Genomic DNA, 24,729 nt, shown 5'->3' on the forward strand with positions numbered 1-24,729 from the left:
TTTATGGTAACACAGATTGGCTTGTCTCGAAATCCCAACGAAAACTTCACGGATGAGCATAACGCCGTTCTGTTACAATAATCTCTAGAAGTGCACAGCAGAAAGGAATGGATTTTCACTATGGCAGCGATATTTGACAACTTTCCCTTATGGGCGGCTTTGATTGCCATAGGAATTGCCCAGTTTGTCAAGATTCCCCTTACTTACTTTGCCACCAAGACGTGGCAGTGGTCGCTTTTGTTCAGCACAGGCGGTATGCCCAGTTCTCATTCCTCAGCTGTTACCGCACTGTCCACAGCAGTCGGCATTCGCGAAGGCTTCACCAGCAGCATGTTTGCCATTTCTGCCATTATCGGCATCATCGTCATGTTTGATGCGGCTGGCGTTCGCCGCCATGCAGGAATGCAGGCTGTCGTTCTGAATAAGCTGGTAGATGAATTCAATCACCTTCTGGAAGGCATGAAAACCTTCAAGGTCCGTCCGAATCAGGAAAAGGCCCAGAAGCTGAAGGAACTGCTCGGTCACCAGCCGATCGAGGTGCTTATCGGCGGATGGCTGGGAATCGTGATCGCCATTATCGTCGATCGTCTCTTCTATGCATAAGCAGGCGACAGAAAGACCAGGAGACGAAAAATCTGTCCTGGTCTGATCTTTACACAACCGGAGGGGGAAGGGTTATGCGGATCGTTTCCATCTGTCCGAGCAATACGGAGATTCTCTATTATCTGGGGTTGAAAGAGGAAGTGGTAGGGCTGGATGATCACTCTGACTGGCCAGGCGAGTGGCAGCATTTGCCTCGCGTCGGACCTGACCTGACCATCGACATGGAAAAGGTGGAAGCCCTCAAACCGGATTTGGTCGTAGCTTCGCTCAGTGTCCCTGGAATGGAAAAGAATGTGGAAGCATTGATTGCCCGCCGGATTCCCCATATCGTCCTCAACCCGCAGCGTTTCACCGACATCCCGCGGGATATCCGGCTCGTCGGGGAAGCGACCGGCAGACACCTGGAAGCAGAGCGGCTTGCCAATCACTTTGTCGAAAGATCTGAAACCATCAGGCAAACAGCGTTGGCTGCTGAAACTACGCCAAAGCTCTACTGGGAGTGGTGGCCCAATCCGATCTACACCCCGGGCCGGGACAACTGGCTGACGGATGTAAGCGAGATCGCGGGCGCCATGAATGTGTTTGCCGATTTTTCCGTCCCCAATGTAAAAGCGACCCGCGAGATGGTCCTGGAACGCAATCCCGACCATATTTGCGTAGTCTGGTGCGGCATTGAGCTTCGAAGGATTAAACCGGCTATGATCACTGATCGCCTTGAATGGCAAGAGATGGCGGCTATTCGGAAAAAGCAGGTGCACCTTTTGGAAGAAGGCCTCTACTGCAGGCCCTCTCCGCGTATCCTGGACGGATTGGAGCGTCTTGTCTCCCTGATCCACCCCGAGCTCGCCGAAAAGCTGCCCGCTTCTCGAAACTAAGCTTTGCATGGAACGCTGCAAGATTTTGATCAGAGCTCATGCGAAAAAAGGATTTGCCAGCTGAAATAGCTAAAGCAAATCCTTTTTTAAAAGTCACATTCGTTTGCTTTCGATCACACTAGTCAATAGGTTCGGCCATCGCCGCAATCCCTTTTTCATTCAACCCTTGCATCATCGCCTCTGTTACTTTCCCGTCGCCCCGGCGGACCAGGTATACGTCTACGGACTTCTTCCCCCACTGCTTGAATACATCCTGCTTGGTTTCAAAATACAGGTCGATTTTGTTGCCGCGTATAGCCCCTCCTTTGTCAGCGACAACTCCGTAACCATAGCCGGGGATGTACAACACTGTCCCCAGTGGAAACACGCGCAGATCAGCAGCAATGGTGGAGTATTCGCCACGACGGACCTTCACGCCTGAATATGTAATCCCGTAGGATGGATGACTCGGATGTTTCCCCGTTGATTCATATCCGGCGTAGTATCCGGTAGCGACAACGCGGATTTTCGGATATTGCTCCAGCATCGCATCTGCTTTGTCGATGACCTGGCTAAATGAACTGGTGGAGACAGCCCGTTTTTTCACGACCTGCTGCCCTTCCCTGGTTTCCCTAATTCCATAAGCGGTCTGGACAGATCGATCACCGATCGCGTTGTAGCCCAATCCATCGCTCGCAAAGCCTGTCAGGACGGTTACAGCCAAAACGATGACACTAACCAATCGCTTCACATTCATTCTGTAAAAAACCTCCTCTCGCTACTAATCTTGTCCCGGAGAGGAGGAAACTATACACAAATTCAACCAGAAGCTGAAATATTCGGGATAGTTTGGGCGGTTTGCGTTTCTTTTTTGAGGCTTTTCATCGGTGGAAAAACGGTTGGTTCAGACTGTTGTGGAGGAGATGAAAAAGGAGAAAACCGCGGCAGGTTCGGTGGGACACTTCTTGGATGCGGATACTGTCCGGCTTGCGAGCAAAAGCGGAACTGCGTCCAAAAGCAGCCCATTCCTCGAAGTCTCTCAGGTTGGACGCAAATGCCGTTCCACTTTTGCTCGCAAGCCTGGGCAGGTGTCCCAAAGACCTTTGCGGTTTTCTCCTTTTTCATCTCTACAGCTGTTGGGTTTTTCGTTGCTTTTCTTAGAAAGTTAAAAAAGTGGGGAATCGTCTCGTCTAAGAAGTAAGGAAAAACTGCCCCTCATCACTGAATTGATGAACTACTACTATTGGATCTCCCTGACCTCTCCGGTTGTTGCATCAATTCCTAACTTATAACTCTTCTCTTCATTGTAAATGTAATGATAGATTTGAATGATCCACTCTGTTTCGTTTGTGCTCACATTCTGGATAATGATCGTTCCCGGTCTATTTGTAAGGTTCTTTATATAAATGATAGCAGCTTGTATGGCTGTTTTTTGGAGCATGGGGGAATCAGGATGCTTCACATCATCTGCAATTATCAATTTACTCAGGTCTGTAGACGCTGGATACGATTCTAAAGAATGTGAAGTTGACCACGTTTCGACCTTAGACCCTACTTCAGCATCGGTAAACAAAGCTGGATTACTATTATTGTCAAGGATTATCGCATCCTTGTTCAACGAGTACCATTCAGCTTCATAATCCTCACCCTGTTTTGTTTCATCACTTTCAACTACAAGAAGTCTGTTTTTTTGGTAATCTGCCTCTACGACGAATCCTGTAAGACCTTTACGTTCGACTGTAGATTTATCATTTGAGCATCCTGTTGCCAGGAGTGTGAAGGTAGTTAACGTTACAATCGATATAACCCTTTTCATAACTCCTCCTTATTCGCGTCCTCTTAAATGGGTTATTCGTTTTGTTTCATGTACATAAAAATAATATCAAAAATTACCTGTCTGTCCTGTCTTTCCCGCTTCCTGATCATTCGTAAATCAACCGCTACAGAGAAGCATATTTCCAGTCAAAGCGACTAGCGAAGTCCATCCCAGCGGAACAACGATTCGCGGGAATCAGGAGCGTAACCTGATTCCGCTACGAAGCGGCTGCCACTTTTACGCTCCCCCGCGAATCGTTGTGTAGCGGACAGTCTGCGCTTCCTCGCAGGACGAAGACCGGAGCGCAGGACTGGAAATATGCTTCTCTCCCCCGCAGCCGCTTTCCAAGCGCTTTTAAAAAAAGAAAAAACGAACCCGAGTAAGGTCCGCTTTCTAAGTCAGTTAAAACATCCGATATCCTTTTTTCCGAAGTGTCTGGATCGTCCAGCCGCTGGCCACCGCTCCAATCAGGCCGACGCCGAGAATGATGGAGTCCCAAAGGCCGGGAACGATGTTTTTGTAGATCAATGCGCCCACGACCACTCCGAAGACGAGGATGACGGGCATCCAGGTGGTACGCAATATCATGTTTATAATAAAGCCGATCCCGAATCCAAGCACAGCAAACAAGACAACAGACACCACAAATTGCAGCAAGCTCATGAGCTTTTAGACCTCCTGCTCTCTTCCGACAGAAATGGGACCGCGGCAGCCGACGGCCCGTTATCGCTTCTAGTCTATCGAAATCAAAGCATAAGGTCAATTGGGAAACTGGGGCTTGCCTCGCTTTTGGCGGCGCACAAAAAAAGCCGACTTTCATCGGCTTCTCAAAGACTTCCCTCATCGATTGCCGGCAGCTGCGGACATCTCCTCCGAGTGGGCACCTGAGCCCTCGCATCCCGGACAGTTTTCTGTCCCACCCAGCAGCAATTGAAAATAGCCTTGTCCATTGCAGTATGGGCATTGTTCCTGTTCTTTTCTCATGATGATCGCTCCTTTCCCATGGCGCCGGGTTCGCATAACCGACATTTTTTAAAATTCTGATTTTTTGGATGTGTCTAACTATATCAGAAAAAGACAGCATTCTTCAACTGAAAAAAGCGAGGAAAAACAGAAAAAAACCGCTATGTAAGCGGCAACAATGGCTGTTATCTAGCGTATACTCACGATTGCGAGAAGATTTTATAGCGTGTGTATTGAAAAACGGGGTCGATCGGGTATTCGTCTCCGCCCAAGCTCTGTTCTCGCTTCTGGTACGTGGGCAGGATGATTTTCAAATAGGTCGAGGAAAGCGGATCTTCCAGAAGCTGCCGGATCGGTACAAAGGCTGCCACCTCGATTTCCCCTTCCTGCGGACGCGGTTCACCGCTGACATAATCCATCCAGAAGACCACCATATTGTCGCTGATCGTATCGCGGATGACTCCGGAGCGGACGGCTGCCAACCGCCGTATTTCCGCGCGTATTCCAGTCTCCTCCCAAACTTCTCTCACGGCGGCTTCATCTACGGTCTCCCCCGGCTCCACAAATCCGGCCGGAAAGGACCACTGTCCTTTGAGACCCCCGTACGTTTTCTTCACGACCAGCGCCTCTTCGCCGCGAATCACAATTCCGCAGGCGCCCAGCCATACATTCGTCTTTCGCACACGGTCTCCCACCTTTCTTTCGTCAGTATAGCGAAACCGGTTGTACAGCGCCAGCTCGGAACATACGATTTGGCACCGAAACGCAAGCCCGGATGTCTTCAAAACAAGGAAGCTCCGTGTGAGGCATTTCAAGTAACAGCCGGCCCATTTGGCTCGTTCCTCCAATGAAAAACCCCCGGCTTCTGGTTCGCCGAGGGCATCTTCGAGTCATCTATTCGCTAGCTTGGTCAATCGTCGTCCTCATCCAGAAGTCCGTTGTCAATCATGTAGCGAAGGTTTTCTCGGTCGCGTTCGCGGCCCTTTTCCTTCAAACGATCAATCGCTGGCAGGATGAGTATGTCCACTTCCCGCTGAATATGATGGGCGAGATCGTGGCGCCCCTGGTCTTCCAGGTAGGCGCCTACGTCCATCAGCGCGTTGTAGCGCTCCATCTCTTCGCGGGTCATCAATCCTCTGACCTGGATACTGGCGTGGCGCATAGGTTTCTCCTTTTACAGGCGCACTTTTTTCAGAGCGAGACCAACGCCGCCGATTTTGTACAGGTAGCGCAGATCGCTCGCTTTTTTCATCAGTGCGGCCGAGGTGCCGAACAGTTTTTTCGTGCCGACCATACCGATTCCTTCGCCTTTTCCGAGCGAAGCAAGAGATCCTTGGAGAGCTGGCTTGAACGGCATCATCACTTCGCCGCGAATGAGAGCCGCCAGATTGTCACCGAGCGCTTCCCCTTCTTGTACGGCAATCTGAGCAGTCGGCGGATAAGGACGGCCTTCATCGTTGAAAATCAGGGCGCAGTCGCCGACGACGAATACGTTGTCGTACCCTGGAGCACGCAGGAACTCGTCTACTTTGACACGTCCGCGCATGACTTCAAATCCGGATTTTTCCACGATGCTGTTGCCGCGAACACCTGCGGCCCAGACAACTGTAGCAGCCTTGATTTCTTCTCCATTGGCGAGCACTACGCCCTCAGGCGTGCATTGCTTGATCGCCGTTCCGATCATGAACTCGACGCCTTTTTTCTGCAGAATATCGACCGCGTAGGAAACCAGTTCCGGATCGAATCCTGGCAGTGCGGTTGGAGCCGCTTCAATGTTGTAAATCTTTACCAAACTCGGGTCAACGTCGAATTCCTGGCACAGCTCAGGAATGCGGTCAGCCAGCTCGCCGCTGAACTCAATGCCCGTAAATCCGGCTCCGCCCACGACGAATGTCAGGTAATCCGTGCGATGCGGTTCATTTTTATATTTCGCAAACATGTACTCGATATGCTCGCGGATTTGACGAACAGCGTTGATGCTGCGGATGCTGAACGCATACTCTTTCAGGCCCTCGATGCCGAAGGTTTCCGGATCGCTTCCGAGGCCGATCACGAGGTAGTCGTAGCTCAAAACGTTTCCGCTATCCAGTGTAACCGTACGCTCTTCCGGCTGGATCGATTGGACGGTATCTTTGACAAAATTGATTTTGTTCATGTCAATAATTTGATCGAGAGGCACGCGGGCATGATCCGCAGGTGCTGTTCCCGCAGCCGGCTCATGCAGCCAGGTCGTGATGTAGTGATAGTTGTGCTTGTTGACCAGCGTGATTTCTGCTTCATTGTAGTTGAGCTTTTTTTGCAGGTGCAGAGTGGTCAACAGGCCCCCGTACCCGGCGCCGAGGATGAGGATTTTGGGTGTACTCATGGATATCCCTTCCATTCATGAATGATAGTAATCCCTGAAGGTTTGTGCGAAATTTCACGTGATTGGCTACGCTTTAAGGTTCCCTTTTTGATCGCCAATGAATAAACGGAATTATTGCCATGTCTCATCCTATGCGGCAATCTGTGAAAAATGGCACAAACGCTGGGATAAAAAAAATGTGTCAATTTCTTTACATTCAAGATCATATTAAGGGGAATCGACAAGTTTTGCAAGCCATATTTGCCTACGCTGTTCTTTTCTTTGCTTTTTTTCATTTTCAAGTATGGGTATAATAGGAAATGATGCTTTCAGAATATTTCGGAGGTGCTTAGGTTGAATCTTCTGCAAAAGGACGAGCAGGTATACGACATTACGATTATCGGTGGAGGCCCTGCTGGCCTGTTCACTGCATTTTACGGCGGAATGCGTCAGGTAAGCGTAAAAATTATTGAAAGTATGCCCCAACTGGGCGGACAGCTTTCCGCTCTTTACCCGGAGAAATACATATACGATGTGGCCGGGTTTCCGAAAGTGCTTGCGCAAGATTTGATTAACAATCTAAAAGAGCAATTGTCCCGATTCAATCCGACGATCTGCCTTGAGGAAAAGGTGGAAAATGTCGAAAAGAAAGCAGACAACATCTTCGAGCTTACGACAGACAAAGGCATACACTATTCGCGTGCCGTCATTATTACCGCCGGAGTCGGCGCATTTGAACCTCGAAAGTTAGAGCATCCAGACGCCGTCAAATACGAAAAAACCAATCTGCATTACTTCGTTACCGACTTAAACTCCTTCAAAGGGCAGCGCGTTGCCGTCATCGGAGGCGGGGATTCTGCTGTTGACTGGTCCTTGATGCTCGAGCCGATCGCCAAGGAAGTCACACTCATCCACCGCCGGGATAAATTCCGTGCACACGAGCACAGCGTCGAGCTGCTCATGTCCTCCAAAGTAAACGTAACAACACCATACGAAATCTCAGCCATCCACGGAGACGAGAAAATCGAACGCCTCACACTCGTAAACAGCACCACAAAAGAAGAAAAGGAACTGGAAGTAGACGCCGTCATCGTCAACTTCGGCTTCATCTCATCGCTTGGCCCGATCAAAAACTGGGGACTCGAGCTGGAAAAGGGCGCGATCGTCGTAAATTCCAAGATGGAGAGCAACATTCCCGGCATTTACGCGGCAGGCGATGTCTCGACCTATCCGGGCAAAGTAAAGCTGATCGCCGTCGGATTCGGCGAAGCGCCGACAGCGGTGAACAACGCCGTGGGCTACATCAATCCGGATGCGAAGCTGCAGCCCGGCCACTCCTCCAGCATGGACAATTTCAAGGCGTAGACAAGATCAAAGCTCTGCCACCCTGTTGAAGGGCCGCAGAGCTTTTTTATGCTGCCGGTTCCCCGGCAAGCAGCAGACCTTTCGCATTTTTGTATAGACACCGCTTCCCCTGTGCAAAGTAGGGAGAGAACCAGACACGTAAAAGGAGTTATGCGCCTGATGGATCATCTCTGTCCCGTATGCAACGGTCTCCTCGATCTGCGCGAGGCATGTCCGCTATGCTCCCATCCTCTGGATGACAGCGGCCGGCTTTATGATTACTACGGGGACTACAGCCCGTACAGGGAGATCGAAGATTCAAAGCTGAGCAATGGCGTGCCCGATGCCCTGCAACATCGCTGCCTGCATCTCGGCTGGTGCCCCAACTGTTCGGAGGAACACATCCTGGCCGTAGAGGAATGGGACGAAAACACCCTGTTTCGCTATATGCAGGCTGCGAGCGACTAGGCATCGGAACTACCAGCCCGGCCGCTACCGCTTCATGAGGGGAATGGAAATGACAAAAAACACTTCACCGGCTCCGTTTTCCACTTGAATGCGCGCATGATGGAGCTGGACGATCTGCTTGACGATGGCAAGTCCCAGGCCAAACTCCCCCTTTTCCCCTTTGCTGAAACGGTTAAACAGGTGTTCCGTTTTTTCCTCAGGGATCGGCGGTCCGTCATTGCCGATGCGAAGCTCGGCATTTCCGTTCTTTTGTCCCAAAGCAAGCGTGATTTTTTTCTGCGCATACCTCATTTGGTTGTCCAGAAGGTTCTCCACTGCTACCTTCCACTGCTCCGGGTCCCCTGATATGGTCACGGCTTCCGCAGAGCAGCTCCAGTCGACATCGGTCCGCTTCCACTTGAGCCGGTCCCACACCTCTACGACCAGTTCATCAAGGCGAAATAGCTTGCGGGAGGACTGCTGCTCCAAATATTCCAGCTTCGTTATGTACAGCAGTCCCCGAATTCGCTCCTCCAGCCTTTCCGCCTCTTCGTCGATCACCCGTACGCTCCCCGGTATATCTCCTTTTGGGAAGATGCCGTCCAGGATGGACTGGGCATAGCTGCGGATGACCATAACCGGCGTTTTCAACTCGTGCGAAACCTGCTGCAAAAAGGATTGCTGCTTCTCGTTCTGCGATACGAGCCGTTCGCGCATCCGCTCGATGGAGCCCGCCAAACGGCCGATCTCGTCAGCACGCTCCAGCACGAACGGCTCGCTCCAATCCCGGTCGGCGATTCGCTTGACCCGCTGTTCCATCTCCACCAGCGGTCTGGTCAAGTAACGGGCCAGCCACAAGCACGGAAGCCAGCTTATGAGCAGCACCGCCGCCATGATGAGAATAAGCCGCCACAACAAGGTACTTACCAATCCGTTCAAATACGAGTTCCAAACATAAGAGACCAGATAGATTGTCTTTCCGGCCAGCGTCTCTCGCCGGATTACGTAGTAGATCGACTCGTCCTCCACAGGCCGAACGTATTGCTGGACATCGGCCAGTTGTTCTCCGATATCCTCGTTCAGCATCTTTACAAGCGATTCGGGCAGTGCCTTCCCGCCGATCACCTTTCCATTTTCGCGAAAAATGACATGTGTGACGGCCCGAACATTCTGGCGTTCCAGCTCCCGCTTCAAGAGCCCCTTGTCCTCCCAGCCGTCCACGGAGGAGGTCGCATATGCAAGGAATACGTCTTGGGAGGCTTCGATCTGCGCATAAATTTCTTTGGTAAAGAAGCCGCGCAGCGCCCATGGAAACAGCAGCGCGAGCAGCAAGGTCACCCCCAGCGTAATACTGGCAAAAATGAGCCAAATTTGAACAGCCAACGGATAGTTTTTCATCGCTCCACCAGCCTGTATCCATACCCGTATATGCTCTCCACACGCAGCTTGGGCAGCTTTTTGCGCAGCCGGCGCATCAAATCGTCGACGACGCGGTCACTGCCATCATATTCTTCTCCCCAAATCCGCAGCAGAATCTGTTCCCGCGACAGCGCTTGTCCCGGATGAGCGGACAGCAGCAAGAGCAAATCAAACTCCTTGGTGGTCAGCTCAATCTTTTGCCCGTCGATTCGGGCCATTCGGGAGCCTTCGTCGATTTCGTAAGGCGGCAGCATCCGCACAGACCGGCCAAGAGCCGCTGCTGTCTGATTGGCCGCTGTCGGGCTCGTTGCCGCATAGATCCGCTGCAGCAGCTTTCCGGCCCGAATCACCAGCTCCCTCGGCAAAAAAGGCTTGGGCAAATAATCGTCGCTGCCCATTTCCAGACCGATGACACGGTCCAGCTCCGCATCGCGTGCAGAAATAAAGATTACGGGAGTATGTGGCTGGCGGGCTTTAATCTCGCGAATCAATTGGTATCCATCCACATGAGGAAGCATAATGTCCAAAATCCAGAGGTGCGGCGCCTCCATGATCGCAGCCCTTGCTGCATTCCCGTCGGAAAAGCAGCGCACCTGCCAGCCTTCCTTTTCCAGGTAGGAGGCCAGAACCTGGTTTAGATTCTCCTCATCCTCCACCAGATAAATCAAGTAGCTCATGTTCCTCTCCCCTTGCCTGACCATGTGAACGTATTATGCTTGCTAGCAAGGCTTTTTTCAGCTATGTCGCAGCCTTCTGCAAGGGCAATCTTCTTCGTAAAAAGCAATTCCTGGTAAAAGCAAAAGGACGCGCACGGGACACGTCCTTTTTGCCATACGCTATTTTATTGTACGAAGCGAGTTCGGGCTCTGCTAGTTTTTCTTTTCTTCCAGTTTTTTTGCAAGCAGCTTGTTTCCCTCTTTTACCTCAGCCAAAAGCTTGGGCAGGACGATCTTGATCTTCGCGGCATCCCCTGATTCGATCGCCGCGTGAAACTCTTTATGAGTGTCCCTGTACTTCTCTTTTAACGCGTGCATCGCTTCTTTGTGCTCCTGATGCTGCCCTGCATCGTTTTGCTGCTTCGCTTTTTGCGCCCTGTAGGCCTCTTTTAGCCGCTTGCGTTCTGCCAGGGCAGCCTTCCACTCTTCGGCGCTCTCCGGGGTGTACTTTTCCGCGAGCAGCGTCAAGTACATCTGGCGATGAACCCCCATGTGGGAATGATGCAGACGCTTCATTTTATAATGCTCGCCATGTCCCCCGCCGTGTTCACCATGCTCCTGCTGCTGTTTGGTTTGGGGCGACAATCCATCCGAGCGGCTTTCCATCGCCAGAGCTGCACTCGGCACCGCCAGCCCGATCACAAGTGTTGCTGCCAAAAGCTTGCTTTTCCAACATTTCATCGAGGACCACTCCTTTTCATGCTGTCAGTAAAGTCTTGTCCTAGCGCTCCAAAATGCCTTCCAAAGGTCCTTGCGGCGGGTCTTCCACCTGGCCAGCAGCCGGATTTTTCAGCTCTTGCGGCATTTCGTCCTGATTCAGCCCCAGTGCCTTCACCAGACCCATCTGTTCGAGATCCTGCTTCGTCTTCGGCGTCCCCAGACGATACATCATGCGATAAATCTCCCGGAGGTTGTCGTCGTACTCGTCATTGTCCCTGTCAGGCATGTCGGTCCACAACGTGTGGCCATGCATCCACATCATAAAGTCGCCATGTGCGCAGTGTTCGAACAAATCGCGCATCATTCCTGCTTCCATCGGGGATGCCTCGATTTCAAAATCGTAGGTGGATTCCCCTTTCACATCCCGAATCTCGGCCACTGTCGTGCCGGACTGCAGCGTGATGTAGTACCGTTTTTTTTCCACGGACGCACATCCCTCCTTTTGCCTCCAGCTTTTCTCCTTTTTACCATGCTCGTTTCGGAGGAAAAACATGTATTTATTCGGCAAAGTTTTTCAGCGCAATCACCGCATTGTGGCCGCCGAAGCCAAAGGAGTTGGAAATGCCAATGGAAAGGTCGGCCCTTCTCGCCCGATTGGGCACGTAGTCGAGGTCGCATGCGGGATCGGGGTTCTCCAGGTTGATTGTCGGCGGAATGACGCCCTCCCCGAGGCTCTTGACCAGAGCGATCGCTTCCACTCCGCCTGCCGCCCCGAGCATATGGCCGATCATCGATTTGTTGGCCGTTACCGGGATTTTGTAGGCGGCCTCCCCGAACAGTCTTTTGATCGCCGCTGTCTCCGTCTTGTCGCCGATCTCCGTGCTCGTCGCGTGGGCGCTGATCAAATCGACCTCTTGCGGCTCTATTCCCGCTTCCTTCAGCGCCGCTTTCATGGCCAGATACGCCCCGATGCCTTCCGGATGCGTGGCTACCATATGATAGGCGTCCGAGCTGGCTCCATAGCCGATGACCTCTGCATAAATCCTCGCATTTCGCTTGAGCGCGTGCGTGAGAGACTCCAGCACCACTATGCCCGCTCCCTCGGCCATGACAAAGCCGTCACGCTCCAGATCAAACGGCCGGCTCGCTTTGGCAGGCTCGTCATTGCGGGTGGAAATCGCTGTGGCATTGCCAAAGCTGGCGAGCGAAATATCGGTAATCGCCGCTTCCGTCCCCCCGGCCAGGACGACGTCGCTCCCTCCGGCCCGGATCAGCCGGAATGCCTCGCCAATCGCCGTGTTTCCGATGGAGCACGCCGTCACCGGAGCCATTGTCGGACCGTGGGCGCCAAACCGGATGCTGATCATCGCGGCCGCCATATTGGCGATCATCATCGGCACGAGCGTCGGGCTGACCCGTCCAGGTCCCCGCTCTTGGAGCAGCGCTTCTTGCTCCAGCAGCGTCTGAATCCCCCCGATGCCAGAGCCGACGTATACGCCCATCCGCTCCCGATCCACCTTTTCCGGATCAAGTGCGGCATCCCCAAAGGCCTGCTCTGCCGCCGCCAGGGCGAACTGGCAAAAACGGTCCATCCGCCGCGCTTCCTTGCGCCCGAATCGCGCTTCGGCATCAAAATCCCGGACCAGGCCCGCTATTTTTGCTTTATGTCCATCCGTGTCAAACGTATCGATCCGCGTGATCCCCGACTCTCCCCGGATCAGCTTGCTCCAAAAAGACTGGACGTCATTGCCTAGCGGCGAGATGACACCCATACCTGTGATCACAACTCGTTCCATCGTTTGATTCCTCCCTGAAAATGTCTTTCTGGAAGTAATCTTGTCACACCCGTTATCCTATTACAAGTTGTCGTTTATACTAGTATAACAACTACCACCTTACCGACTAAAACAAGGCAGGGATCGATGATGAACCACCAGACCAGATTGCAGGCATTATCCGCTTTTTTAAAAACGCAGAGAGCCAAGGTGCAGCCCCAGTCCGTCGGGTTGACCGCCGGGAAGCGCAGAAGAACGCCAGGACTGCGCAGGGAAGAAGTCGCACAACTGGCCGGAGTCAGCCTTACCTGGTATACATGGCTGGAACAAGGGCGGGACATTCGCGTATCGGCATCCGTGCTCGATGCGATCGCCAACGCCCTGCAATTGACCGTCGATGAGCGCAAATACTTGTATGCCCTCGCGTTCGAGAGCGGAACAGGACCCATTCTTTCACAGGAGGAGCAGCCCAAAATCAGTCCGTCGCTGCAAAGGATTTTGCAGGAGCTGCGCTATTGCCCGACGATTATCTCGGACAGGCGCTGCCAGATCGTCGGCTGGAATCAGGCGGCCTCCCATGTCTTCCTCGATTTTGAACAAATTCCCGCCAAGGAACGGAATCTCATCAGTCTACTGTTTGCCAGAAGAGAGCTTCGCCGATTGGCGGTGAACTGGGAGCACTTCGTCAGCGGCTTTTTGTCCATTTTCCGCGCGTATTACGGCCAGTACGTAGAGGACGAATGGTACGAGCAGTTCCTCGACGAGATGAAAAGGACCCATCCCGACTTCCATCCGCTGTGGGAGCAAAGCCGGGTGAGCTCTGCCCCGGAGGTCTTGATTGAATTCAGGCACGCCAAAGCAGGCAAAATGCTGTTCCATCTGACGTCTCTGCAGGTACAGGGCGATGCCGATCTGCGCTGCAGCATCTACACCCCCGCTCCGGATTCCTCGACGGAGGAAAAGCTGAAGCAGCTCATGGAGCGCCAGTCTGCCCGAACAGCAAAATTGGAATAAAAACAAACAAATCCGGAAAAATTTTGTAACCTTTTGCTGTTTCATGCGAATAACGCAGGTGAGAAAAGAAAACCTAGGAGGTTCGTAGCATGAAAAAGCTGAATCAAGCAATGCTGACAATCGCGGCAGCAAGCCTTTTAAGCGCAAGCCCTCTTTGGGCTGCCGGGACATCGGCAGTCTATGCCAGCAGCCCAGCCCCTTTGAATGACGTCATCCAAAAAAACCTGGAGCAATTATCTACGCTGCTGCCCTACATGAAAGAGCTCCCCGTTCAAACAGTGGAAATGGCTGCGGACAGCAGCACGGTCGTGATTACCCGCAAAGCCGAAAAAGCAAAATTGCCGGAAATGACCATCTTTATGCAGAAAACCGGAGAGATCAAAAGCTTTTCGCTGGATAGCGGCGCTAATGAAATGGACCAGGAGCTTTCACTCGGCGAACAAAAGAAAAAGGCGGAGGCGTTTTTGACTGCCGCTCATCAAAAGGGATTGGTTGACTGCAGCCTGGCGGAATTGCAATACAACGAAGCGTCGTCAAAGAGCCTGAATGGAGCCGTGTTCGCCAAATCGATCAACCGCATCCCCGTCGAACAGAAAAAAGTGTTTGTGTCCTTGGATGGAGCAGGAAATGTTGTGGAGTTTTCCAACGAAGCCTCACTGAACGGCTCACCTGATCCGTCCAAGCTTCCGAGCCCGTCTGAGGCCATGTCCCCGGAACAAGCCAAGCAAGCTATGACCAACATGATGAAGCCGTTTTACCGTCTGACCGGCCCTGACAAAACACCCAGCCTGGTCTATCAGGTTGTCGGCTCCGGGTACATGGATGCCAAGACAGGCTCCTGGGTGGACACTGAGCATGCAAAATTCAAGAGCTTCACCGGAGAGTTCTTTTATGATATACCTGTTGCTCCGCCTGGCCAGCCACTGGCTGCCCGCAGCAAAGAAGAAGCTGCGTCCATTTTGCAAAACGTTTTCGGCTTTGAACTCGCTGGCGCTTCCTTTTCGGAACAAAACGGTTCTGCGGCGGGGAAAAGCTATAAAGAGTACAGGTGGACGAAAAACAATGAGAACCGTTTCGTAACCGTCGATCCAACCAGCGGACTGGTCTTCTCCGCAGGACTCGATACCGGCGAAGATTCTGTACAGCCGCCAGCCAGCAGCAAAATTTCTCTGGAAGACGCGAAAAAGGCTGCTGTTCAGTTGATTCAGCCATTCCTTGATCCAGACAGCAAAGCCGTTGTGTTGGAGACTCGCTTGTACATTGAACCACAGGGGCATTTCAACTTCGCGGTTTATCCTGCGACAAACGGAATACCTTTCGTGGAGAAAGCGTTTCAGGTAACCATCAACAGCGATACAGGCAAGCCCATTCGTTTGATCGGCCCTTCCGTTCGCGACAAATTCACTCTTCCCGACCCCAAAAACGCGATCAGCGCGGAACAGGCCATGCAAGAATATCTCAAATACCATCCGCTCCAGCTGACGTATTTTTATCCGATCAACCAATCCAAGCAAGCAGATCAGCCCGTTCTCGTGTACAAAGCCCAGATCAATCCCGACGTGCTCGAATTTGTGGATGCGGTCACAGGAAAGATCGTTCCGCGTTAAGAAAGGCAACCGCGCCGGTGCTTGCTTCTCCATTACCTGGAGGCAAGCACCGTCTCTGAAAGGAGGAACGGGATGTCTGGAAGCTGCGAACAGCGCATCCGCGAAATTTGCGAGGCTTATTACCAGGAAATCTATTATTTTTTATATCACTTTGTGGGAAATCGAAGCGATGCGGAGGATATTACGCAGGAGGTATTCGCCCGTGTGCTGCAGGCGCTCCCTCGCTATGACGGGCGCGTGGCGCTCAAAACGTGGATATTCTCCATCGCCAAGCACGTTGCCATCGATCAGTATCGCCGGAAACGATTTCAGCAAATATTCGTCGACAGCTGGTTTCACGGGCTGCCAGCCAAAACCGGACTGCCGGAAAAAGAGTTTGCCGAAAAGGAACAGGAGCGGGAACTGCGAGAGGCGATCCTCGCGCTGCCGGCCAAGTACCGGCTGGTCATTATCATCCGCTCCATCAAGGGGTGCAGCATAAAGGAAACGGCTGAAATACTGGGTATCTCCGAAGCGAAAGTAAAGGTCGATTTTCACCGAGCCATCAAGCTCATTCAAAAGAAGCTCGGCCCGGAATGCCACGGAGGGAGGGTCGTAAATGCACTGGGAAAATAACGACAGCTTGCACCAGCAATTACGGGAACTGAACAGCCGCGTTCCAGCCCCCAGAATAGAGGCCAAAGAGCAGCTGCAGACGATGCTGGCCGAAAAAGCCAGAAGGATGGATCAGGCAAAAGGCAGCGAAGCGTATGTTGTCTTCGCCTTGAAAGCAGCCAGCTTTCTATTCGTTGCCGCATTGGGGGCTGTACTCGCCATTCCCTCTGCGGAACAAATACCGATGGCCACTCCTCACTCCTCAGTACATGACAAGCAGGGGCCCGAATTCTCCGTTGCGGCTCCCAAGAAGCAGCAGGCTGATCAGAAGCATTCGCAGACTGAGACAAAAGAGCCGGATGACGCCTCACGGAAAACAGCGAATCCGCAGCCACCCCAAAGCCGCAGACCATCCATCGCTCCTTTGGGCAATTCATCCGTGAACGCACCTCCGGCAACAGCACCAAGCCTGCCAGATTCTCCCGGAGACAGTACCGACAGCGCAGTGACTGACAATCATCCGGCGGCAGCGTACCTCCAGCAAATGATCGGCCGGGAGAGCCGGCATTACCGGCTCATCGAGGCATTATCCGATCCGGCAAAGCGGCAATATGTCTTCACCCGAATGGTGAATGGCGTTCCGTTTCTTGATGATTGCTTTGTCGTAACCCTGGATAATTCCAATCAGGGTCAAAAGCTGCAGTCGAGCAGCAACCGCAAATGGACGGACGAGCGCGTGTTTCCCGATCCGGCCAAGGCGATTCCCAGGGAAAAAGCCGAGCAGCTTATCGCTGACAAACTCAAGCTCTTCTACGCCGGTCAAACCGGAGAACAATCGCCGGCGGGCGCTTCGGCCATGGTTTACGATCCCGGCCTGATGGGCTATGTACATGCACTGGACGGCCAACCAGCCGGGTCCGGACAGGAACATTCCCGGCTGCTCGGAAAGCGGATGGAAATCGTGCCTGCCGAAAAGCCCTTGATTGCCCGTACAGCAGAGGAGGCTGCTGCCGTGCTGGAAACGGATTTTGGCATTGCGGTTGGGGGCAAGCCGCAGCGCTTAAACGATGGGATCAATCATGTAAAAGAGTATCGCTGGGCCGTAGGGAATGACAGCGCAGTCACAGTCGTGACAAAGGAATCATCGGGAGAAATTGTTGAAATCGAATACGTGAATCATCACCCTGTCGGAGATGCCAAAACGACCGCAGAAAAAGCTGCCGAAATTGCCGCCTCCTTTCTTGAAACATACCTTGATTCCGATACGAAAATGCTGCAGATAGCCAAGGTGGAAAAAGAACCGTCATTTACCCGGATTACGTTCACCGGGATTTACCGGGAGCTTCCTATATGGGATGACACCTACTCGGTAGATGTCGATCCTTCATCCGGAAAGGTAATCGGGTTTAAAGGAGACTTTTCCCGAAAAAACCGTGAGCGTAGGGCTGATGCAAGCCTGCAGTCGGCCGGGGAAGCCGCGCGGGAATTTGTGAGCAAGCATCCGGCTTCACTTGTTTACGTTTGGCCCAAAGGAACTCCTGCTCCCTCGCTTGTTTACTTGCCATTGAACCCTCGTATATTGCCGACCGGGCAATAATTTTAAAAGTAATCTGACCAACAGACTTCCTTCCATCGAAAAGGGGAGAAAAACGCATGGGCTTCTTCCGGCCCTCGCATTTTTCTCCCTTTTTGCTCTTTGCCTTTTGGAGGGCTCGGAGCTCCCCGCCTGTTCAACGAACCTGGAGCACTTGCTTTTCTCCGCGATCCTTCCCATTCTTCCTTTTGCAGGTAGCGGGATGGACATCACTCTCCGCTGAGGTGTCTGCGGGAGCCTGCCTCTTTGCCAGCATGTATGATGCTTGAAGCGTTGTTCTTGACGGCAGCATAGTTGTAAGCGTCAGCCTGTTTTTACGTCGCTTCCTTTTTGCAAAAGCTGCTCGATCGCAAACGGCAGCAGGTCGGTCAGCACCTCAAACGCACTGTGAACATCCAGCCGCTCTGTCCATTTGTGGGCATCCTTGCCAAACGGTCCGAGATTCATCACAGGCATATTCAGGGCGACCAGCTCCTTGATCGGCAGCGCGTACCCTTTTTCCCAGAGCGGCATGTTGTCCACCAATGGCTGGATGGCCTGAGCAGCTTCCGGGAGACCGGTGTAGCTCAGATCGGAGAGACCCGGAAAGTAGTGCTGGTGCTTCAGCTCCAACTGGTGGCTTGCAGCGGCTCGGGCGCTGACCTCCCCGATCACGTGCTGGATGAGCGGATCGTTCCGCGAACTGACCGGCGGATAGTACGGAGGCGCATAAAACAGCACAATCATCGGCGCCAGCTCTTTGCACAACAGACCGAGCTCGTCGATCAGGCGGATCGTCACTTCGCGGTCGTCCAGCTCGCCTCGGCCTGCCATGACCTGCTCCTGGATGCTCTCCACCTGCTCCCGTCCGACTTTCCCGATGAGATAGGCAAGCAGCTCCTCGTATTGCAATACCTTTACTTTCATCGAGATTGGCTGCGACTGGTTCAGACTGGCGAAAATTGCCGCCCGCTCTGCGTACTCCCGCTCGATTTTGTCTGCGGTCCTCTCCGCAAGCTGACGGAGCTGTTTTGTCACCTCGTCGATCGGTTTTTCCATCACGAACATGTTGTACAAGGCGACGGCACGGTCGGGGATTTGCACCGAGTACTCTTTCTTCAAATCCTTTTGCAGCAGACTCGTTGGCGGCGGCGTGACCTCTCCTTCCACCACCTCGCAAAAATCGGTGTTGAGCTCCAGTTCGCATGTAAGCCGGGATACCATCGCGTTGGCATTCAATCCCGAGAACGGCTCGCCCACATGGGTTTCCTTGCCGTAGCAGTAGAAGCCGGGCAGCACTTTTCCCAGCGATCCGCTGTAGATGTACGTGTTCTCATCCCCCGGATACGTGGAGAAGACGGGCTCGGAGTTGAGGCAGGCGCGATAGTCGAGATCGTGCTGCTCGGCAAGCTGCAGCAATACCGGCACAGCCGCACGCATGCCGAGTGAGTTCACCTCTTCATCCGGTACTGTCAAAAGCAGCACGTTCCCGTCAAACTCGCCGGCACAAGCCCGCTCCAGCATCGACATCTGCAGGGCCAGTCCTGCTTTCATATCCATCGAGCCGCGTCCAAACAGCCATTGACCTTTAGCCAGGTCCTGCTGGACATGCTGCGGTAGCTCATCCCGGTGCCGCAAATACTCATCGGTCAATGCGGTGAGATCAAAAGCAAGCGGCTTCCACTCGCCAAAGTCCTGTACATCTACCACGTCGAAGTGGCTGACCAGGACAACGGTAGGCTGAACCCCTTCCGCTTTTTTCGCCAGCGCCGTGACGAAAAACCGGCCGTCGCCTGTCGGATGAAGCTGCACATGGCCCGGATTGGCCTGGAAATAGGGAAGCGCTGCAATTTCTCCGGCGACAAATCGGGCCAGCTCGATTTCAGCTTTAGAGCCCGTGACGGACGGATAGCTTACCAGCTTGCCCAAAAGCTCGATCAGTTGTTCTTTTGTTTGCCATTTCCATGCATTTCCCATAATGGAACCCCTCTACTTTCCGTATCATGGAATCATTTTCTGAATGATGGTGAAAAAATAGGCGGCCAAATATGGCCACTGGCTTCGGTCATATTGTGCTGCTCCGATCTTGCAGACCTGTTCCGCCATACAGTCCCGCCCCGGTCGTGTAGACTTGTTCCGGTCTTGAAGTCCGTTCCGCCATGCAGTCCCCGTTCGAGTCACAATATTGCCGCTCGGGTCATCTATTCCCGCTCAGCAGCGAGATTTCCTCCGCCGCCTCTTTGACTTTCCCGATCAGCATGGGAAGCCTTTCGTCGGTGATGCGAAAAGCAACGGCATTAATCGAGAGGGCGCCGGCTACCTTCTGGTTCCGTCCCATGATCACAGCGCCGATCGCCGTCGTTCCCTCCGTCCGTTCTCCAGAGCTGATGGCATAGCCGTTTTCCCGGATCTTTGCCAACTGTTCGATAAACTCGCTTTGCTGATGGCGAGGAAGCAGCTGGCTGACGATCCGCTCCATGTCCGCCTGCGGCATATGAGCCAGCATCGTCTTGTTGGGAGCACCGATCGTGAGCGGAATCCGGTCGCCCAAATCCTCCGCCACACGCAGCTTGAGCGGACTCTCCACCTTTTCGATCAAAATGGCATCCAGGCCGCTCGGAATGTTCAGGCAGATGCTCTCCTCCACTTCCCGGGCGAGGCGCTCCATCACCGGCTTTGCGACGACGCGAATATCGATCTTGTCCAGCATGCGCATGCCGATGGTCATCCAGGTGTAACCGATCCGGTAGTGCTTGGTCACCGGGTCCTGACTGATCAATCCGTGTGAGCTCAGCGTCCCGAGGATGCGATGAATCGTACTGAGCGGCAGAGAGGTGGCGTGTGCCAGCTCCGAGATGGACCAATCCGACTTCGTTTCATCGGAGACAAGCACATTGATAAGTTCCATTGCCCTGTCAATTGACTGTACCATTGGCTAAACTCCCCATCCTTACCCCGATTGTACCGACATTCCTCACACGGATTGAGATGCCGAATCATAGCCTTTGCTCTTTTTCTTTGCCGCCCCCGTGTTCAAGCGGTTTTCCAGTCGATTTACCACGTAGGTGAAAATGAGGACCAGCACAAGGTAGTAGAGACCGACTACCAAATACGTATCGAGCTGCCGGTAGTTTGATGCCGCTTCGCCCAGCCCGGTACCCCAGAGCTCCTGCATCCCGACGTAAGCGACAAGCGACGAATCCTTCAACCCGATGATAAACTGGTTGCCGAGCGGAGGGATGGCCCGTTTGAATGCCTGCGGCAGGATGATCCGGCGCATCGCCAGCGGATAGGACATCCCCAGCGATTTGGCTGCCTCCATCTGTCCGCGGTCGATGGACTGGATAGAGCCGCGAAAAATCTCGGCAATGTAGGCCCCGTTGTGAATGGCGAGCGCAAAAGCGCCGGCCCAAAAGGAAGAGAGCGTGACGATCTCGGTTATCCCGAAGTAGAGCACCATGATTTGTACGATCAGGGGCGTTCCGCGGATGACCGTTATATACACGTGGGCAATCGTTTGCAGCGCCTTGGAATGAGAGATGCGGAAAAAGGCAATCAGCAGACCGACGCCACACCCCATGATCAGGGAGATCGCCGTTAACCGGAGTGTTAAGAATGTCGCCTCCAAAAACATGGGATAGCTGGACAAAAGGATGTCAAACATATTGGTTCACCCCATTTTTAAAAATAGGGGCGCCCGTAACAGACGCCCACTGGCCGCGGAAAGGGTTATTCACTTCCCAAAATGTTGCGTCCAAACCATTTCTCGCTGATCTTCTGATAGGTGCCGTCCTTGATGATCTCGTCCAGAGCCTTGTTCACCTTCTCCAGCAGCTCTTTATCGTCCTTGCGCAGCGCAATCCCCTGATTGTCATGGCTGAGCGGCTCCCCGACATCCTTGATCTTGTCCGGCACTTCCTTCATGTAGCGGAAGCCGACCATCTGATCCGTGATCACCGCGTCCAGGCGGCCTGTCGGCAGATCCATCAATGCCGTGACATCGCTGTCATACGTCGTGATGTTGCTTTTGTCTGTCAATTTCAGCGCCTGCTGTTCATAGCTGGATGACTTTTGGACACCGATTCGCTTGCCTTTCAAATCGTCGGCTGACTTGATCGAGTCGTTGCCGGCCGCGACGAAAATTTGAGCGCCGGAGCGATAGTATACGTTGGAGAACGCAACGGCTTTTTCCCGCTCAGGCGTAATCGTCAAGCTGCCGATGACCGTATCGTATTTCTTCGCTTGCAGCCCCTGGATGATCGTTTCAAACGGGTTGGTGATCGGCACGGGGTTCATCCCCATTTTTTCTGCCAGCGCCTGCCCGATCTCCACGTCGAAGCCCATCAGCTCCCCGTTTTCTTTAAAGTTAAACGGCTTGTACACACCGCTCATCGCGTACGTAAAGTCTTTCTTGTTCGGGTCTTTGGCCCCCTGTTCCCCGGCTGTTCCCCCCGTGCTCTGGGACGTTCCACAGGCCGACAATACGAGCGAGCCAAAAAGCAAGGTGGAGAGTACCCCCATCGTCCATTTCTTTTTCATTTTCATCGTGATGCCCCCTTTTATCGTTGTCTTTCCTTGCTTTACAAAATGCTGTTTAAAAACTGTCGGGTTCTTTCCTGCTGCGGGTTGGTAAAGAAATGCTCCGGCTCCCCTTGCTCCAGGATCTGCCCGTTGTCCATGAAAACAGCCCGGTCGGCCACTTCGCGGGCGAAGCCCATCTCGTGCGTGACCACGACCATCGTCATGCCTTCCTTCGCCAGCTGCTTCATCACCTGCAGTACCTCCCCGACGAGTTCGGGATCGAGCGCCGAGGTCGGCTCGTCAAACAACATGATTTTCGGCTTCATCGCCAGTGCCCGCGCGATGGCGACACGCTGCTTTTGTCCGCCGGAGAGCATGTCCGGATAAACGTCGGCCTTGTCCCTCATTCCCACTTTTTCCAGCAGGGCGTACGCTTCTTCCCGCGCCCTGTCGGGGGGAGTCTTTTTTACGTGGACAGGCGCTTCGATCACGTTTTCCAGGACCGTCTTGTGCGGAAACAGGTTGAAGTGCTGAAAGACCATCCCGACTTCTGTCCGGAATTTGTTCAAATCCGTCGTCTTCGGGTCGATCCTCTGGCCGTTGACGTGAATCTCCCCCTGATCATGCATTTCCAAAAAGTTCAGACATCGCAGCAAGGTACTTTTTCCCGAGCCGCTGGCCCCCAGCAAAACTACCACTTCTCTCTCGCCCACCTGCAGATCTACGCCTTTCAAGACGGTAAGCGAGCCAAACGACTTGTACAAATTTTTCACTTCAATCATTTTTGTGCTTGCCCCCCTTCCGGTAATTCGTGGTGAATAATCAAATCATGAAAATGCATACATATACTTTTCCGAATTGTGAAAATAGTTTCTGTTTTGATTATATTTACTCAATAGCATTCTGTCACCCTTTTTTTCGCAAAAAAGAAAGGCTCGTCTTTTCGGGACAAATAAGCCTTTCCAGTTGGGACTGTATTCTCTATGCATCTTTGAAACTATTTTGCGAGCAACCGTCCAGGCCAAATGCGCTGTATCAACAAAAAACACCCCGACCGAAAGCGGCCGGAGTGTTTGGGTTTTGTTATTCAAATCGTTGCCGGCGCTTTGGCCAGTTGTTACTTCACGACAAGCTTGGCGATCATTTTGCCGTGGTCAGGTCCGCAAATCACGTTACAGAAGATCTTGTACTCTCCTGCTTTGTCGATGGTCATCGTTTTGCTGCCCTCGTTTTGGATATCTACATCCAGGCCTTCGATGCCGATCCCATGGAAGCCCTCAGTCGATTTGAAGTTGATCGTGAACGGCTCTCCTGCTTTCACCTCGAAAGATTCCTGGTTAAACTTCCAGTTGCTAGCTTCGATGTTGATTGCGTTTTCAGTGGCTGCTGCAGGCGCTTGTTCGCCTCCTGCCGCTGCTTCTTTTTTGTCTCCTCCGCAGCCCGCAAGCATAGCGGAAATGGCCACTGCCGAAATCAGTAAACCCCACGTTTTTTTCATAAGGCACCCTTCTTTCATGCAATTTCTGCAAGTTCTACAATTTCATTATAGCGAAAGAAGGCCGTCCAAAATCTGGCAGTCTGTGAATGAATCTTGACGAACCTGAGAACGATTGGTGAACTTTGGCAAAAACTAGGAAAGCCCTTACCTTTTACTATGTTTCCCTGCTCTGCGACAGGAGAGATATAGAAGACGGTCATTTCGGGAAAGCACTTCCAGCGAAAGGGCTGTCCCTGAGCCGAAAGAAGAGAGTGAGCCTCAAGATTTGATCGCAAATCAAGTTCGACACAACTTCACGAGTTTCTTCCTTATTATGGCAAACCACGCACTGAGCTGTACATCCTAAAAGCTCGCCCTTTTTGTTTTAACGACGCGCACCAGATCTTCAACCCCGATCCACTGCGCCTCCCAGTCGTTGACCAGCTTGAATTTCTTTTGTCCCACATCGATATTCCGCACGACCCCCCAGGCTGTCTCGACCACTCCCAGTCCCCCGGCTGTTTCGCGAAACCAGGAAACGGTGATCGCGTAGTCGTACTGCGTCGAATCGTAGACGCGGAAGCACATTTCGCCAAAATCGTCTTCGTCCACGACCGGGCGTCCAACAAGAGGCAGCGCCGGGCTTTCCTCGCCGCCTTTCGTCAGCGACAACGCGTGTTTCAAAACTGCCATCTCCATACTTCCTGAAAAGTCTTCGATGTTCTTAGCCATTCCGGTACCCTCCAACAGGAACATTTGTTCTTATTCTACTCCTTTTTTGCGAATATGCAAATGGAGGATTTTGTAGCGCTCTTGCCCCCAGCTTCGTCAAATAAGCAATGAGCAAGGAGGTGATTCCCTTCGAACCGCTAGCCAAGAGAAGAGAGCAGGTCATCAAGGAGTGGGTGGCCACGCACCATGCCCTGGTCTTTCGAACAGCCTATTACTATGTAAAAAATAGAGCAATCGCCGAGGATTTGACCCAGGAGGTGTTCGTGAAAG

The 24,729-nt window shown here is 52.8% G+C and carries 27 protein-coding genes; 8 read left to right on the top strand and 19 right to left on the bottom strand.

Translation table 11 applies throughout. The features are described from left to right. The first annotated feature begins 120 nt into the window (after positions 1–120). Both NST37_RS19900 and NST37_RS19905 read left to right on the top strand, forming a co-directional pair. On the top strand, positions 121–603 hold the full coding sequence (locus tag NST37_RS19900; protein WP_003389659.1) for a divergent PAP2 family protein: 483 nt from the start codon (positions 121–123) through the stop codon (positions 601–603). Between the two features lie 74 nt (positions 604–677). Further along, positions 678–1,478, top strand: a complete 801-nt coding sequence (locus tag NST37_RS19905; protein ID WP_003389660.1) for a cobalamin-binding protein — start codon at positions 678–680, stop codon at positions 1,476–1,478. Positions 1,479–1,596: 118 nt separating this feature from the next. On the opposite strand, the gene NST37_RS19910 is transcribed toward NST37_RS19905, so the two are convergent. The 7 genes from NST37_RS19910 to NST37_RS19940 all read right to left on the bottom strand — a co-directional run bounded on the left by NST37_RS19910 (position 1,597) and on the right by NST37_RS19940 (position 6,601). Next, positions 1,597–2,214: a 3D domain-containing protein gene (locus tag NST37_RS19910; protein ID WP_003389661.1), complete on the bottom strand. Its 618-nt coding sequence runs from the start codon at positions 2,212–2,214 to the stop codon at positions 1,597–1,599. A gap of 483 nt (positions 2,215–2,697) precedes the next feature. Continuing rightward, a complete protein-coding gene (locus tag NST37_RS19915) occupies positions 2,698–3,273 on the bottom strand; it encodes a DUF3221 domain-containing protein (RefSeq protein ID WP_024983116.1) in 576 nt (191 codons plus the stop codon). 402 nt (positions 3,274–3,675) lie between these two features. After that, positions 3,676–3,936 (bottom strand): YuiB family protein, encoded by a 261-nt coding sequence (locus tag NST37_RS19920; RefSeq protein ID WP_003389662.1) that lies wholly within the window; start codon positions 3,934–3,936, stop codon positions 3,676–3,678. Between the two features lie 177 nt (positions 3,937–4,113). Then, the gene (locus NST37_RS19925) at positions 4,114–4,257 is read right to left on the bottom strand and encodes a YuiA family protein (protein ID WP_003389663.1); all 144 of its coding nucleotides are present in this window, start codon (positions 4,255–4,257) and stop codon (positions 4,114–4,116) included. A 179-nt stretch (positions 4,258–4,436) separates the two neighbouring features. Next, on the bottom strand, positions 4,437–4,919 hold the full coding sequence (locus NST37_RS19930) for an NUDIX domain-containing protein (RefSeq protein WP_039070672.1): 483 nt from the start codon (positions 4,917–4,919) through the stop codon (positions 4,437–4,439). Positions 4,920–5,146: 227 nt separating this feature from the next. Beyond that, positions 5,147–5,398, bottom strand: a complete 252-nt coding sequence (locus NST37_RS19935; RefSeq protein ID WP_003389666.1) for a hypothetical protein — start codon at positions 5,396–5,398, stop codon at positions 5,147–5,149. 12 nt (positions 5,399–5,410) lie between these two features. After that, a complete protein-coding gene (locus NST37_RS19940; protein ID WP_003389667.1) occupies positions 5,411–6,601 on the bottom strand; it encodes an NAD(P)/FAD-dependent oxidoreductase in 1,191 nt (396 codons plus the stop codon). Positions 6,602–6,934: 333 nt separating this feature from the next. On the opposite strand from NST37_RS19940, the gene NST37_RS19945 reads away from it, so the two are divergent. Further along, the gene (locus NST37_RS19945; RefSeq protein ID WP_003389668.1) at positions 6,935–7,945 is read left to right on the top strand and encodes an NAD(P)/FAD-dependent oxidoreductase; all 1,011 of its coding nucleotides are present in this window, start codon (positions 6,935–6,937) and stop codon (positions 7,943–7,945) included. A 159-nt stretch (positions 7,946–8,104) separates the two neighbouring features. Then, the gene (locus tag NST37_RS19950) at positions 8,105–8,392 is read left to right on the top strand and encodes a hypothetical protein (protein WP_003389669.1); all 288 of its coding nucleotides are present in this window, start codon (positions 8,105–8,107) and stop codon (positions 8,390–8,392) included. 24 nt (positions 8,393–8,416) lie between these two features. On the opposite strand, the gene NST37_RS19955 is transcribed toward NST37_RS19950, so the two are convergent. The 5 genes from NST37_RS19955 to fabF all read right to left on the bottom strand — a co-directional run bounded on the left by NST37_RS19955 (position 8,417) and on the right by fabF (position 12,962). Further along, positions 8,417–9,769 carry a HAMP domain-containing sensor histidine kinase gene (locus tag NST37_RS19955; RefSeq protein WP_171506648.1) on the bottom strand — a complete coding sequence of 451 codons (1,353 nt, stop codon included), beginning with the start codon at positions 9,767–9,769 and terminating at the stop codon, positions 8,417–8,419. Beyond that, positions 9,766–10,467: a response regulator transcription factor gene (locus NST37_RS19960; RefSeq protein ID WP_003389671.1), complete on the bottom strand. Its 702-nt coding sequence runs from the start codon at positions 10,465–10,467 to the stop codon at positions 9,766–9,768. Before NST37_RS19960 ends, NST37_RS19955 begins: the two co-directional genes overlap by 4 nt. A 192-nt stretch (positions 10,468–10,659) precedes the next feature. Continuing rightward, a complete protein-coding gene (locus NST37_RS19965) occupies positions 10,660–11,187 on the bottom strand; it encodes a hypothetical protein (protein ID WP_327925677.1) in 528 nt (175 codons plus the stop codon). Positions 11,188–11,227: 40 nt separating this feature from the next. Next, complete coding sequence (locus NST37_RS19970; protein WP_003389674.1) at positions 11,228–11,650, bottom strand: hypothetical protein; 423 nt, start codon at positions 11,648–11,650, stop codon at positions 11,228–11,230. A gap of 73 nt (positions 11,651–11,723) precedes the next feature. Continuing rightward, positions 11,724–12,962, bottom strand: coding sequence for a beta-ketoacyl-ACP synthase II (gene fabF, locus NST37_RS19975; RefSeq protein WP_327925676.1), 1,239 nt, complete (start codon positions 12,960–12,962; stop codon positions 11,724–11,726). A 129-nt stretch (positions 12,963–13,091) separates the two neighbouring features. Between fabF and NST37_RS19980 the strand changes: the two genes are divergently transcribed. The 4 genes from NST37_RS19980 to NST37_RS19995 all read left to right on the top strand — a co-directional run bounded on the left by NST37_RS19980 (position 13,092) and on the right by NST37_RS19995 (position 17,753). Further along, entirely contained in the window at positions 13,092–13,955 is an 864-nt protein-coding gene (locus tag NST37_RS19980; RefSeq protein ID WP_003389676.1) for a helix-turn-helix transcriptional regulator, read from the top strand. 89 nt (positions 13,956–14,044) lie between these two features. Beyond that, complete coding sequence (locus tag NST37_RS19985) at positions 14,045–15,562, top strand: PepSY domain-containing protein (protein ID WP_031931947.1); 1,518 nt, start codon at positions 14,045–14,047, stop codon at positions 15,560–15,562. Positions 15,563–15,634: 72 nt separating this feature from the next. After that, the gene (locus NST37_RS19990; RefSeq protein ID WP_003389678.1) at positions 15,635–16,177 is read left to right on the top strand and encodes an RNA polymerase sigma factor; all 543 of its coding nucleotides are present in this window, start codon (positions 15,635–15,637) and stop codon (positions 16,175–16,177) included. Beyond that, entirely contained in the window at positions 16,161–17,753 is a 1,593-nt protein-coding gene (locus NST37_RS19995; protein WP_327956348.1) for a YcdB/YcdC domain-containing protein, read from the top strand. The genes NST37_RS19990 and NST37_RS19995 overlap by 17 nt, the downstream gene beginning before the upstream one ends. Positions 17,754–18,053: 300 nt before the next feature. Here the strand turns inward: NST37_RS19995 and NST37_RS20000 are convergent, their stop codons facing one another. The 7 genes from NST37_RS20000 to NST37_RS20030 all read right to left on the bottom strand — a co-directional run bounded on the left by NST37_RS20000 (position 18,054) and on the right by NST37_RS20030 (position 24,459). Next, positions 18,054–19,706 (bottom strand): M20/M25/M40 family metallo-hydrolase, encoded by a 1,653-nt coding sequence (locus NST37_RS20000; protein ID WP_003389680.1) that lies wholly within the window; start codon positions 19,704–19,706, stop codon positions 18,054–18,056. A 220-nt stretch (positions 19,707–19,926) separates the two neighbouring features. Beyond that, positions 19,927–20,661, bottom strand: coding sequence for an IclR family transcriptional regulator (locus NST37_RS20005; protein WP_003389681.1), 735 nt, complete (start codon positions 20,659–20,661; stop codon positions 19,927–19,929). Positions 20,662–20,703: 42 nt separating this feature from the next. After that, positions 20,704–21,393, bottom strand: coding sequence for an amino acid ABC transporter permease (locus NST37_RS20010; protein WP_003389683.1), 690 nt, complete (start codon positions 21,391–21,393; stop codon positions 20,704–20,706). 65 nt (positions 21,394–21,458) lie between these two features. Beyond that, positions 21,459–22,274 carry an ABC transporter substrate-binding protein gene (locus NST37_RS20015; protein ID WP_081787775.1) on the bottom strand — a complete coding sequence of 272 codons (816 nt, stop codon included), beginning with the start codon at positions 22,272–22,274 and terminating at the stop codon, positions 21,459–21,461. A gap of 35 nt (positions 22,275–22,309) precedes the next feature. Then, positions 22,310–23,032, bottom strand: a complete 723-nt coding sequence (locus NST37_RS20020; RefSeq protein WP_024983106.1) for an amino acid ABC transporter ATP-binding protein — start codon at positions 23,030–23,032, stop codon at positions 22,310–22,312. Between the two features lie 335 nt (positions 23,033–23,367). Next, positions 23,368–23,748 carry a cupredoxin domain-containing protein gene (locus NST37_RS20025; RefSeq protein WP_003389687.1) on the bottom strand — a complete coding sequence of 127 codons (381 nt, stop codon included), beginning with the start codon at positions 23,746–23,748 and terminating at the stop codon, positions 23,368–23,370. A gap of 342 nt (positions 23,749–24,090) precedes the next feature. Then, positions 24,091–24,459 carry a YolD-like family protein gene (locus tag NST37_RS20030; RefSeq protein ID WP_238986183.1) on the bottom strand — a complete coding sequence of 123 codons (369 nt, stop codon included), beginning with the start codon at positions 24,457–24,459 and terminating at the stop codon, positions 24,091–24,093. Between the last annotated feature and the right edge of the window lie 270 nt (positions 24,460–24,729).

The organism is Brevibacillus sp. FSL K6-6036 (assembly GCF_037964015.1).
Taxonomy (GTDB): Bacteria; Bacillota; Bacilli; order Brevibacillales; family Brevibacillaceae; genus Brevibacillus; species Brevibacillus borstelensis.